The sequence below is a fragment of the Streptomyces sp. NPDC032472 genome (genome assembly GCF_040636955.1).
GTDB lineage: Bacteria > Actinomycetota > Actinomycetes > Streptomycetales > Streptomycetaceae > Streptomyces.
Map to the genome: position 1 here is coordinate 15,889 of NZ_JBEZVK010000004.1, position 12,204 is coordinate 28,092.

8 protein-coding genes are annotated in these 12,204 nt (G+C 74.9%); 5 read left to right on the forward strand and 3 right to left on the reverse strand.

Annotation, left to right across the window (positions count from 1 at the left end; translation table 11 throughout):
• Positions 1-27: 27 nt before the first annotated feature.
• Positions 28-348, forward strand: a complete 321-nt coding sequence (locus tag AB0F11_RS03385; protein ID WP_362167831.1) for a hypothetical protein — start codon at positions 28-30, stop codon at positions 346-348.
• On the forward strand, positions 345-785 hold the full coding sequence (locus tag AB0F11_RS03390; RefSeq protein ID WP_362167833.1) for a PIN domain-containing protein: 441 nt from the start codon (positions 345-347) through the stop codon (positions 783-785). Before AB0F11_RS03385 ends, AB0F11_RS03390 begins: the two co-directional genes overlap by 4 nt.
• Before the next feature lie 249 nt (positions 786-1,034).
• On the opposite strand, the gene AB0F11_RS03395 is transcribed toward AB0F11_RS03390, so the two are convergent.
• Entirely contained in the window at positions 1,035-4,160 is a 3,126-nt protein-coding gene (locus tag AB0F11_RS03395; RefSeq protein ID WP_362167834.1) for a molecular chaperone Hsp90, read from the reverse strand.
• Positions 4,161-4,398: 238 nt separating this feature from the next.
• Positions 4,399-5,517: a phosphoserine transaminase gene (gene serC, locus AB0F11_RS03400; protein WP_362167836.1), complete on the reverse strand. Its 1,119-nt coding sequence runs from the start codon at positions 5,515-5,517 to the stop codon at positions 4,399-4,401.
• Positions 5,518-5,728: 211 nt separating this feature from the next.
• On the opposite strand from serC, the gene AB0F11_RS03405 reads away from it, so the two are divergent.
• From AB0F11_RS03405 to AB0F11_RS03415, 3 genes are all read left to right on the forward strand, one after another.
• A complete protein-coding gene (locus tag AB0F11_RS03405; protein ID WP_362168186.1) occupies positions 5,729-8,398 on the forward strand; it encodes an FAD-binding and (Fe-S)-binding domain-containing protein in 2,670 nt (889 codons plus the stop codon).
• A gap of 381 nt (positions 8,399-8,779) precedes the next feature.
• Complete coding sequence (locus AB0F11_RS03410; protein ID WP_362167839.1) at positions 8,780-9,757, forward strand: EamA family transporter; 978 nt, start codon at positions 8,780-8,782, stop codon at positions 9,755-9,757.
• Positions 9,758-9,784: 27 nt separating this feature from the next.
• The gene (locus AB0F11_RS03415; protein ID WP_362167841.1) at positions 9,785-10,087 is read left to right on the forward strand and encodes a hypothetical protein; all 303 of its coding nucleotides are present in this window, start codon (positions 9,785-9,787) and stop codon (positions 10,085-10,087) included.
• Between the two features lie 218 nt (positions 10,088-10,305).
• On the opposite strand, the gene AB0F11_RS03420 is transcribed toward AB0F11_RS03415, so the two are convergent.
• Entirely contained in the window at positions 10,306-11,982 is a 1,677-nt protein-coding gene (locus AB0F11_RS03420) for an alpha/beta fold hydrolase (protein WP_362167844.1), read from the reverse strand.
• Between the last annotated feature and the right edge of the window lie 222 nt (positions 11,983-12,204).

The following is a 12,204-nucleotide window of genomic DNA, read 5'->3' on the forward strand; positions in this document are numbered from 1 at the left end:
CCGCCCCCGGGTGGCCATACTCGCTATATGGCAACAAAGAAGGTGACCATCACCTTGCCCGAAGAAACGCTTGAGTACATCAAGGAGCAGGTGGACGCCCGCGGCGTCTCCGCCTTTGTGACCGAGGCGGTCGAGCGCCGGATCGCGGCGCACAAGCTCACCGAGCTGGCCGGCATGCTGGAGGAGGAGTTCGGCCCCTACTCCGAAGAGGCATATGACGCGGTGCTCGACCGCATCGCCGAGATGGACGCATGGCATGACGCAATGCGCGTCGGGGAGTACGCCAGATCCGAAGCGAGAGAGGAGGTCGTGTCGGAACCGGAAACCCCGCAGGAGCGTGCCGCATGACCCGACCCTCGCGGACGCTCCCTCCGCGCCCTCGCGTCTTCGTGTTGGACTGCGAGGCCCTCTCCAAGGCATCGCGCGGCGACGAGACGGTCGCCCTGTTTGTGAAGGCCGCGTCCCTGAACGGCATCCAGGTCGTCACCTCGGCACTCACCGTCCTGGAGGCCTGGGACCCGCGCGCGGGCAAGCAAGGCAAGGCCTGGGAATGGCTCTTGTCGCGTGTCGAGGTCGTACACACCGACGACCGCATCCTCACCGACGCCCGTGACCTCCTGACCCACGCCGGTCTTCACGGACACAAGCACGCCCTTGACGCAGTCCTCGCAGCAGTCGCACTCCGCTTCGCGGATCCCAGGACGGACGTCGCCGTACTCACCTCCGACACCGACGACCTGCGCAAGCTCCTCGCCGACCACCGGATTCGGGTGGACCAGGTCTGACGGAGCCGGCCCAGACCCGGGCCGCGGCCAGGGCCGCGTCTGCGGGGTGGGCCAAGGGGCTGCTCGCGTGGGCGGCGGGCACGGTGCAGGACCTGAGCCAGGCGTGGAGCAGGGCGCGGAGACGGGTTCTGGCCGGGCTGCGGCGTGGAGTGCTGTTCACGCATCTCATGCTGCGGCCCGGCCTGTCATCACGTCCAACGATGAATCATGCAGGGGTCATTAGCGGCACTGATGGGGCTCGGGGCTCTCCTAGTCGAACCAGCGGTCGCGGGCCAGTTCCGCCGTACGGGAGGGGTCCTCCAGGAGGGCGGCCACCTCGAAGCGGCGGGGCCACTGGCCCGCCGCCCAGGCGAGGCCGGCGGCCACACCCTCAAGGGTGGAGGCGTGCAGGGTGCCGTCCGGGGTGCGGCGCCAGTCGAGTTCGACGCCGCCCGCGACCAGTTCCTCGTGCTCGATGTACGTGCGCGGGGTCGCCGGGCCCAGGAGCAGCAGGACCGGCTCCGGGACCTCGTGCTCCTCGCCGGGCGTGCTGACCTGCGCCGGGACCGTCTCCGACAGCCGCCGGACCTGGAGCAGGTCCGCCAGGTCCGCGGCCCGCGCCGGGGCCACCGGCAGCAGGGGCAGCCCGGCGGTCAGCGGCAGCAGGTCCGGGGCGTCCGCGATCACCGCGTCGGCCGCGTCCACGACCCGGATCCGGCCGTCGACCACCGCGCGCAGCTCGTCGGGAAGGGTGACCTGCTCCGGGTCCAGGTCGGCCAGGGCCCCGTACAGGGCGTGGAGTTGGCGGTCGGTGACCTCGCGGTCGGGGTCGGCGAGGCGGCCCAGGAGTTCGGCCGCGCCGCCGGGCTCGTCAAGGAGGGCGGCGACCGTGGTGCGTACGCCGAGGGCGCGCAGGACCTGCTCGTCCTCGAAGCCGGTGGCGTCCGCCGAGGTGTAGAGGCCGGCCAGCAGCGGGTCGCCGCCCGCCGCGCGCAGACCGGCCGGGCGGCGGCCGTCGAGCACGGGGTGGTCGCGCAGCCACCAGGCGGTGTACGGGCGCACGGACTGCGTGGTGCCGTCCGGCAGCAGGACCCGTACGGGCTGGATCAGGGCGTCGCGCAGCGGCGGCTGCGCGAGCATCGCGAGGGCCTGGGGCCAGCAGTCGTCGTCGACGAGGTCCAGGTCGCGCACGGCGGTGATCTCGGTGGCGACCGGCGGCAGCGGGCTGTCCGGGAGCTGGTCCAGGACGTCCTCGCACCACACGTCGACGGCGTCGAGCAGGCCGACGTCGTCGGGCTCGGCGAAGTCGGTGTCGCGGGGCTCCAGTTCGTCCGGGTCGAGGACCACGTCGGTGGCGCGGACCAGCTGGAAGGTGGCGAGCACGCCGCAGGCGGTCAGCGGCTGGGCGCCCCAGCGGGCGGCCAGTTCGGCGTCCACGTACGGGACCTCGTCCTCGCGGATCACCGAGGCGAGGGGGGAGCCGGGCAGCAGCAGCTCGCCGGCCGGGGCGAGTTCGCCGTCCTCGTCGGGCAGGGCGAGCGCGCCGAGCCACGGCTCGTCGCCGGGGGAGAGGTCGGCGTCGCGGACCAGGCCGAGGACGATCTCGGCCAGCTCGTCGGCGTCGGGGGCGTCCTCGTCCCACACCTCGCCGGCGTCGAGGGAGCCGGCCACGGCGGCCCGCACCTGCGGGGTCGTCAGCACGGCGCGGGGCGTGGCGGGCAGGGCGCCGAGCCGCTCCAGCAGCGGGTGCGCGGCGTCGGGGTGGGCCACCTTCAGGCCGAGCCGGGCCAGGTCCTTGGGGGTGTCCGCGCCGGGCAGCAGGACGTGCCGGGGGCCGATGGTGGTGCGCCCGTCGGCCAGCGGCACGGGCAGCCCGGACAGCCGGTCCGGGTCGACCCCGGCCAGGGTGTCGTACAGGCGGTGCCACCACTCGGGGGTGCGCTCGATGCCGGCGATCCGCTCGATGGCGTCGCCGAGCGGGAGCCGGCCCACGCCCAGGGTGCGCAGCTCGGGGCGGCGCTCCAGCCCGGCGGGCAGCAGGGTCGGCAGCACCTCGGCCAGCACCCGTACGGTGTCGGCGCCGGCGCCCTCGACGACCTCGGCCTCGAAGGGGCGCAGGGCGGCGCGCTCCTGCTCGTCCTCGGCCGGGGCGACGGCCGGGGCGAGGAAGGCCGTACGGGGCAGCCGCTGCAGGACGGCGGTGCGCAGGGCCCCGTCGAGCAGGCCCTTGCCGAGCGGCCCGGGTACGAGGTCCACCAGTGCGGTGCTCACCGGCTCCCAGGAGCCCAGCAGTTCGGCGTACGCGTCGGCGGCGCGCTCGACGAGGAAGTCGGTCAGCGGCCCGGGCGCGGGGTGGCGGCGGGCGGTGTCCAGCGGGAGCGTCGCGATGAGCAGCGCGGGGATGCCCAGCGGCTCGTCGGTCGGGGTCGGGGCGTGCACGACAGGGGCGGTGTCGGGCCGTACGGGCGCGCCCTCGGCGTCGACGGGCACGGCCCAGGACACCGTCCAGGTGGGCCGCAGCCGCTCCTCCACCGGCCGGTCGGCGAGGAGGGCGGGCTCGATGGGGCCGCTGTGGCGGACGGTGGCCCAGCGGCGGGTCTGCCCCCGGGAGTCCTCGATGACGGTGTGGGGGCCGTCGGCGCCGCGGCGCAGGGTCCGGGTGCCCTCGGCCGGGGTGTCGATGACGATCTCGTGCAGCCCGGGCAGGGTCAGCAGCAGCGCGTCGTCGATGCCGGCCAGCAGCCGCGCGGCCAGGTCCTCGGCGGCGGCGTCGCGCAGCGGGAGGACGACGACGGTGTCGTAGCCCTCGGGCGCGGTGCCCTCGGCGGGCAGCGGGAGGCGCAGCAGCGGGACGTGGCCGTCGCGGCGGCGCAGTTCGTCGCCGAGGCCGGGGCTGTGCCGGGCGGCCTCGGCGGCCAGCTCGCGGGCCTCGGCCAGGGACCAGCGCACGCCGCCGTGCCGGCCGAGGACGGCGGGCTCGTCGGAGACGGCCAGGACGGCGGCGAAGCCGACGCCGAAGCGGCCGACGGTGTCGCCGGAGGCGGTGGACTCCCGCTTGGCGGAGGCGCGCAGGGTGCTCAGGGACTCCACGCCGGTGGCGTCGAGCGGGGCGCCGGTGTTGGCGGCGGCGAGCACGGCCCGCCCGTCGCCGTCGGTGTGCAGGGTCAGCCGCAGCCGGCCGGGCGCCTGGGCGCGGGCCGCGGCGTCGGCGGCGTTCTGCGCCAGTTCGACCACGAGGCGGTCGCGGTAGCCGCCGAGGGCCAGGTCCTCCTCGGCGTTGGCGTCCTCGCGGAAGCGGGCGGGGCCCGCGCCCCACGAGTCGAGCACCCCGCGCCGCAGCCGGGCCGTGCCGAAGGGGTCCGCGCCGCCCTGGGCAGCCGTCACTCGCACGCTCACGCCGCTTCCTCCAAGAATTGCCGAGGCCTCGACGGTATCGCGTGCCGTGCCCCGGCCGTGAGGTGGGCGAATACCACGGCGGGGGCCTGTCGCTGGGGAAACGGTCCTTCTTGTGTGTGTCGTCCTCGTACGTGCCGTCCTCGTACGTGTCGAACGCGCACGCGTCGTCCTCGTACGTGCCGAGCCCCCGGCGACGCGAGGGTCGCCGGGGGCTCGGGGAGGAAAGGGGAAGCTGCGGTCAGAGCTTCTCGATCACGTAGTCGATGCACGCCGTCAGCGCCTGCACGTCCGCCGGGTCGATCGCCGGGAACATCGCGATGCGCAGCTGGTTGCGGCCGAGCTTGCGGTACGGCTCGGTGTCCACGATGCCGTTGGCGCGCAGCACCTTGGCGACGGCCGCCGCGTCGACGTCGTCCGAGAAGTCGATCGTGCCGATGACGGACGAGCGCTTGTCGGCGTCCACGACGAACGGGGTGGCGTACTTCGAGGCCTCCGCCCAGCCGTACAGGGTGCGCGCGCTGGTCGCGGTACGGGCGGTCGCCCAGTCCAGGCCGCCCTGGCCGTTGATCCACTCCAGCTGCTGGTTCAGCAGGAAGAGGGTGGACAGCGACGGGGTGTTGTACGTCTGGTTCTTCAGGGAGTTGTCGATCGCCGTCGGCAGCGAGAAGAACTCCGGGATGTGCCGGCCGGACGCGTGGACGCGCGCCGCGCGCTCCAGGGCCGCCGGGGAGAACGCCGCGAGCCACAGGCCGCCTTCGGAGGCGAAGGACTTCTGCGGGGCGAAGTAGTAGACGTCGGTCTCGGTGATGTCCACCGGCAGGCCGCCGGCGCCCGAGGTCGCGTCCACCAGGACGAGCGAACCGGCGTCGGCGCCCGTGACGCGCTTGATCGGCGCCGCGACACCCGTCGAGGTCTCGTTGTGGGTGTACGCGTACACGTCCACGCCCGCCTCGGCCACCGGCTCGGGGTGCGTGCCCGGCTCGGAGGAGATCACGGACGGCTCGTCCAGCCACGGCGCGAGCTTCGCGGCCTTGGCGAACTTCGACGAGAACTCGCCGAAGGTCAGGTGCTGGGACTTGCGCTCGATCAGGCCTGCGGTCGCGACGTCCCAGAAGGCGGTGGAGCCGCCGTTGCCCAGGATCACCTCGTAGCCCTCGGGCAGGGAGAACAGGTCCCGGATGCCCTGGCGCACCGAGCCGACCAGGTTCTTGACCGGGGCCTGGCGGTGCGAGGTTCCGAGCAGGGAGGTACCGGTGGCGGCGAGGGCGTCCAGCGCCTCGGTCCGCACCTTGGAGGGGCCCGCGCCGAAGCGTCCGTCGGCGGGCTTGATGTCAGCGGGAATCTGGATCTCAGCCACGAGCGGAGCGTATCCGGTCGGGGACCGGGTGCCGGAGGCGCGTCCACCCGGTGAGACGAACGCCGCTGGTGGGAAGGTGGGGCGCGTGAGTGCATCCGGGGAGCCCGAACGGGCACGGCAGCGGACATTGCGGGACGGACTGCAGCGGACATTGCGGGAGGGGCTGCGCGGAGAGGTGGACTTCGGGGCCGCGGCCCGGGCCCTGGTGACCATGGACGCCTCCAACTACCGGCGCGTGCCGGTCGGGGTGGTCGCCCCGCGCGACGCCGAGGACGTCGCGGCCGCCCTGGGGATCTGCGCCGCCGCCGGGGTGCCGGTCGTCCCGCGCGGCGGGGGCACCTCCATCGCGGGGCAGGCCACCGGCACGGGCGTGGTGCTGGACCTCACCCGTCACATGAACGCCCTGGTGTCCCTGGACCCTGGGGCCCGCACCGCCGTCGTCCAGCCGGGCCTGGTGCTCGACCGGCTGCGGGAGGCGGCGCGCCGCCACGGGCTCACCTTCGGGCCGGACCCCTCCACCCACTCGCGCTGCACCCTCGGCGGGATGATCGGCAACAACGCGTGCGGCGCCCACTCGGTGGCCTGGGGCACCACCGCCGACAACGTCGCCGAGCTGGAGGTGGTCGCGTACGGGGGCGGGGTGCACCGGATCGGGACCGGGTGGGACGGGGCGCCGTCCGGGCTGCGGGAGCTGGTGGCCGGGAACCTGGAGGTGCTGCGCACGGGCATGGGGGCGGGCGGGGGCTTCTCGCGGCGGATCTCCGGGTACGGCGGCCTGGACGCGCTGCTGCCCGAGCGGGGCGTGCAGCTCGCCCGCGCCTTCTGCGGCAGCGAGGGCACCCTCGGCGTCGTCACCGAGGCGGTGGTCCGGCTGGTCGAGGCGCCGCGCGCGCCGGCCCTCGCGGTCCTCGGGTACGCCGACGAGAGCGCGGCGGCGGACGCGGCCGCGGGCCTGCTCCCGCTGCAGCCGCTGACGGTGGAGGGCATGGCCGAGGACCTGGTCCGGGGCGCGGCGGCGGACCTGCCGCGGGGCCGGGCCTGGCTGTTCGCGGAGATGCGGGACGAGGGCGCGGCGCGCGAGCTGGTACGGGTCGCGGACGCGCTGGACGCGGTGGTGGTCACCGACCCGGCGGCGCAGCGGGCGCTGTGGCGGATCCGGGAGGACGCGGCCGGCACCGCGACCCGGACCCCGGACGGGGGCATGGCCTGGCCCGGATGGGAGGACTGCGCGGTGCCGCCCGCGCGGCTGGGGGCGTACCTGCGGGAGTTCCGCGCCCTGCTGGCGGCGCACGGGCTGCGCGGCACCCCGTACGGGCACTTCGGCGAGGGCTGCGTGCACGTACGGATCGACTTCGACCTGGTCACGGCGCCCGGCGTGGCCCGCTTCCGGGCCTTCTCGCAGGAGCTGGCCGACCTGGTCGCGGCGCACGGGGGCTCGCTGTCCGGGGAGCACGGCGACGGGCAGGCGCGGGCGGAGCTGCTGCCGCGGATGTACGGGCCCAGGGTGATCGCGCTGTTCGAGGCGTACAAGGACGTGTGGGACCCGCGGGGCGGGATGAACCCCGGGATGCTGGTGCGGCCGGCGCGGCTGGACGAGAACCTGCGCTTCGAGGTGCTGCCGAGGGGGGAGGCGCTGGCGGGGGAGGTGGCCCGCTGCGTGGGCGTGGCGAAATGCCGCTCGGGTCTCTCGTCAGTGTCGTCCGGGCCGGGGGTGATGTGCCCGTCGTACCGGGTCACGGGGGAGGAGCGGCACTCCACGCGGGGGCGTGCCCGGCTGCTGCACGAGATGCTGGCCGGGGAGGTCCTGCGGGACGGCTGGCGCTCGGCGGAGGTCGCCGAGGCGCTGGACCTGTGCCTGGGCTGCAAGGGGTGCCGCAGCGACTGCCCGGTCGGGGTGGACATGGCGGCGTACAAGGCGGAGTTCCTGCACCGCCACTGGGCGGGCCGCATCCGGCCGCTGGCCCACTACACCCTGGGCGGCCTGCCGGACTGGCTCCACCTGCTCGCGAGGCTGCGGCTGACCCGCGCGGCCGACGCCCTGGCCCGGCTGCCGTTCGCGGCGCGCGCAGCGGGCCTGGACCCCCACCGCAGCCTCCCGCGGCTGCCGGCCGAACGCTTCACCGCCTGGTGGCGCGACCGCGGGCCGGCGGCGCCGGCTGGGGGTGGGCGGGAGGTCCTCCTGTGGCCCGACACCTTCACGGAGTTCCTGGCTCCACGGGTGGGGCGGGCGGCCGTGGAGGTGCTGGAGGACGCCGGACTGCGGGTCGGGCTGCCGGGCGGGCGGGTGTGCTGCGGGCTGACGTACCTCTCCACCGGGCGGCTCGACCGGGCCCGCGCCACCCTGCGCCGAACCCTGGACGCCCTGGGCGAGGCGGAGGCCCCCGTGATCGTCCTCGAACCCAGCTGCGCCGCGGCCCTGCGCGCCGACCTGCCGGCGCTGCTGCCCGGCGATCCGCGCGCCGCCCGGCTCGCGGCCGCCGTCCGCACCTTCGCCGAGGCGCTGGAGGAGTACGCCCCGCACTGGCAGCCGCCCCGCGTGGACCGGCCGGTGGCCGGCCAGACCCACTGCCACCAGCACGCGGTCCTCGGCGACGCCGCGGACCGCCGGCTGCGCGAGCGGGCCGGGCTGACGGGCGGGCTCAGCGGCGGCTGCTGCGGCCTGGCCGGCAACTTCGGCTTCGAGCCGGGGCACCATGCGGTGTCGGTTGCCTGCGCGGAGGAACAACTGCTGCCGTCCCTGCGCGCCGCCCCGGCGGAGACGGTCGTCCTGGCGGACGGCTTCTCCTGCCGCACGCAGATCGCCGAGCTGTCGGACACCCGCCCCCGCCACCTGGCCGAACTCCTGTCCGAAGGGGTCCGCCTCAACCGCCGGCGGGGCTGAATTTGCCGGCCGCCCCCGGCTGCGAAGGAGGCGGGCCGAATATGCCGACCCGGCTGCGAAGGTGGCGGGCGGGTGGTGGGAACCCCGGCTCCGCCGGGCGCCGGGCGCTGCCCGGACCCGCGCCTCAATCGCCGGCGGGGCTGAATTTGCCGGCCCCCGGCTGCGAAGGGTGGCGGGCTGACGTCGGCGGGGCTGCGATTGCCGACCCGCGGCTGCGAAAGGGGGCTGTGCAGCCCCCCGACGCCTGAGGCGGGGGTCCGGCCATTCCAGCCTCGCCGGCGTTTGAGGCGCGGTCCGGGCCGCCCCCGGGGATCCGGTTCCCGCGGAGATGTAAGGCAGGGCGCGGTGCGGTGGTCCTTACGTACGGCTTAGTCTGGACAAATGCCCGTACCACCCGCCGGCGCCCCCGCGCAGTCCCCCGCCCCCGCCCCCGCCGTTGCCCCCGGGCCGGATCCCGAGGCCGCCGTTGCCGCCGCCGCGGGATCGGTCGCCGGTCGGGGCGGGCGGCTCGGCCCCGTCGCCCTCGTCATCACGGCCGGGATCTCGGTGCAGTTCGGGGCCGCCCTGGCGGTCATGATCATGCCGCGGGCAGGCGCAGCCGGCGTGGTCACGCTCCGCCTGGCGGCCGCCGCCCTGGTGCTGCTGCTCCTCTGCCGCCCCCGCATCCGCGGCTACTCCCGCGCCGACTGGGGCACCGTCATCGCCTTCGGCGTGGCGATGGCCGGCATGAACGGCCTCTTCTACCAGGCCATCGACCGCATCCCGCTCGGTCCCGCCGTCACCCTGGAGGTGCTCGGCCCGCTCGTCCTGTCGGTCGCCGTCTCGCGCCGCCTGGTGAACCTGCTGTGGGCGGCCCTGGCCCTGGCCGGCGTGGCCCTCCTCGCCGGCCACGGCGGGGAGGGCGGAGGCTTCGGCGGCCTCGACCCCGCCGGCGCGGCCTTCGCGCTCGGAGCGGGCGCGATGTGGGCTGCGTACATCGTCTTCAGCGCCCGCACGGGCCGCCGCTTCCCGCAGGCGGACGGCCTGGCCCTGGCCATGGCCGTCGCGGCGGTGATCTCCCTCCCCCTCGGCATCGCCGAGGCCGGCTCCGCCCTCCTGGTCCCCGGCACGCTGGCACTCGGCGTGGGCGTCGCCGTCCTGTCCTCCGTCCTGCCGTACACCCTGGAACTGCTGGCGCTGCGCCGCCTCCCGGCCCCGACGTTCGCGATCCTGATGAGCCTGGAGCCGGCGATCGCGGCCACCGCCGGCTTCCTGGTCCTCGGCCAGGCCCTGTCGGCCCTGGACGCCCTGGCCATCGCCCTGGTCATCGCGGCGAGCATGGGCGCCGTCCGCTCCCAGACCCGGCGGCAGCCCGCCTGACGGCCGGCCGGGCCGGCAGGCGGTCCGGTGGGCCCGGCCTACGGGGCGAGCACGGTGCAGGCCGCGGCGGCTCCCGCCGACGACCGCACCGTCCACTGCCCGAAAGCCTCGTACGACGACGATTACACGCCCTGCGCGAATGCGGACTTCCTCCTGGAGCCCGGGGCGACCCTTCTGGTGCACACCACGCCCAGCTCCGACGACATCACCGTTGCCGACTTCGCGGTGTTCGAGCCGGGCGGCGGTCCCAAGTTCCCGATCCGCGAGGTCGAGTATGTGGAGTTGTCCCCCTTTAAGCCTCTGCTGACGAACCAGGAGAAGAGCACTTGAGGGTCGGCAAGCTGGGCGAGGCGAAGCACGGCTAGCTGTCCACCGAGCAGGGTCGCAGGCAGCTGGTCTACAAGCCCTTCAAGAACTTCAAGGGCGTCGAGAAGTTCCAGTACAGCGTGAACCAGTACAACCCGAAGAACCGCAGCGACAAGCAAACGGTCCTCGGCGTGATCACCTTCGCCGTGGTGAAGTGAGCCGGAGCCGGGGCCGGCTCCGACCTACCCGAGCGGGAGGTCCACGTACGACGGGGTGGCCTCCGGAGAGGTGAAGGCCAGCGTCGCGCGCGGGAGGTTCGCGTCCGCGTAGAAGGGGTCGCGGGCGTCGATGACCAGCATCAGGCGGTGCCCGCGCGGGACGTCGTACGCGGTCGCCTGGAGCTCGATGTCCGCGGCGACCAGGCTGTCCGGCGGCGACTCGAGGTCGGAGTACGGGGCGTGCGTGACCAGGTGGCCCGTGCCGTCGGGGGCCACGTCCAGCAGGTACGCCACGAACGTGGACCCGGGGTTCGCCGCCCGGTAGGTGACCCGCAGCCGGGGCGTGCCGCGCAGGCGGGCGGTCTCCGGCTCGGGGTCCGCGGTCCACACCGCGGCGACGGTGCGGTCGATGTCGCCGGTCGGGTAGGGCTTCGGGCGGCCCGCCAGCTCGTCGTACCCGGACCGCACGATCTCGTCGGCGACGACCGCCGGCGTGTCCACCCCGCACAGCACGCTCGTGCTCCAGCCGGCCTCGGGCCCGTCCGCGAGCTCGCCGCCGTCCACCAGGTGCAGCCGGCGCACGTGCTCGGTGACGGAAGGCCAGGTCGGTCGGGGTTCGAGGGTCCGGCCCCACATCACCTCGCCGAGCACCTGCCCCTCGTCGGCGATGCCGTTGTCGGCGCCCTTGAGGTGGTGGTCGAGCCAGCGGTGCGCGGTGGTCCAGATCCGGTTGGGCAGGCCGGCCATGCCCGTCATCTCCGGCCCGGCGTGGTCGCCGACGGACAGGTCGATCCGCTTGGGCCCGGTGAGCTCGTTGAACATCCTCAGCGTCTGGTTGACCGGGAACAGCGTCTCGTGCCAGGCGTGCGAGAAGTACACCGGCACCTGGCGCCGGTTGAGCTCCTTGACGTGCCCGAGCGGCGAGCGCTGCCCCGCCCAGCGCAGGGCCCCCTCGACGTCCCGGCCCGCGAGCACGTTCTCGAACACGGACTGCGTCTGCGGGCTCAGCCGCGCCCGCCCCGCCGCCCGCAGCAGCGTCTCGACGGCGGCCACGCGCCGGGTCCGGTTCTCCCGGAAGGCCTCGCCGAGGTCGCCCCAGGTGCTGAGCGCGACGACCGCGTCGACGCGGGTGTCGTGCGCGGCGACCAGCTGGCTGATCCCCGAGCCGTACGAGGCGCCCAGGAACCCGATCCGGGTCACCGGGCCGGCGGTCCGCTCGATGAGGTGGTCCAGGACGCGGCTGCCGTCGGCGACGTCGAGCGGGCCCGCCACCTCCACCTCGCCCTCGGAACCGGCGAACCCGCGGGCGCTGTAGGCGAGCACGTTGTAGCCGCGGGCCGCGCACACGGTGGCCTGGACGGCGTACGGGAGCCAGCCGAGGTCCGTCCACGGCGAGGGCATCACGATCACCGGGCGGGGCCGGCTTCCGGTGTGCCGCCACAGCGCGCCGTCGAGCAGGTCCCCGTCGGCGCCGGCGACCTTGACCCGGCCGAAGACGGCGACGGCCCGGGACTCGGCGACCTGTGCGGCCCGGGCGGGGGCCAGGCCCGTGACGTCGCCGCTCTCCAGGGCGGAGACGAAGGCGGCGAGGGCGGTCGCGTCGAGCTCGGGATAGAGGGAGAAGGCCTTCGAGGCGTTCCAGGCGTTCCAGGCGTTCGAGGGGTACGAGGGGTACGAGGCGTTCGAGGCGTTCGAGACCACGGCAGTTCGTCCTCTTCGTCGGCGGCCCGTGCGAAGCGTTCAGTATCGGGGCGGCTTCCGGTGCCGTTTCGCGGCTTCGAGACGTACGGCCGAAACCGCCCCCCGCGGCGCGGCGGCCGGGGTGGCACCGCACCTGCCCGTCGACTCGGCTGCCCCAAATCCCGCCGCCCATACGTCGGTTGGAGGGTGTGGCGAGAAGGAAGCGCCTCGCAACAAAATCAT

What these genes read in the sequence shown, in the direction of transcription:
- AB0F11_RS03390 (WP_362167833.1), top strand. Translation starts at nt 345, where the DNA reads ATGACCCGACCCTCGCGGACGCTCCCTCCGCGCCCTCGCGTCTTCGTG.
- AB0F11_RS03410 (WP_362167839.1), top strand. Translation starts at nt 8,780, where the DNA reads ATGCCCGTACCACCCGCCGGCGCCCCCGCGCAGTCCCCCGCCCCCGCC.
- AB0F11_RS03385 (WP_362167831.1), top strand. Translation starts at nt 28, where the DNA reads ATGGCAACAAAGAAGGTGACCATCACCTTGCCCGAAGAAACGCTTGAG.
- AB0F11_RS03405 (WP_362168186.1), top strand. Translation starts at nt 5,729, where the DNA reads ATGGACGCCTCCAACTACCGGCGCGTGCCGGTCGGGGTGGTCGCCCCG.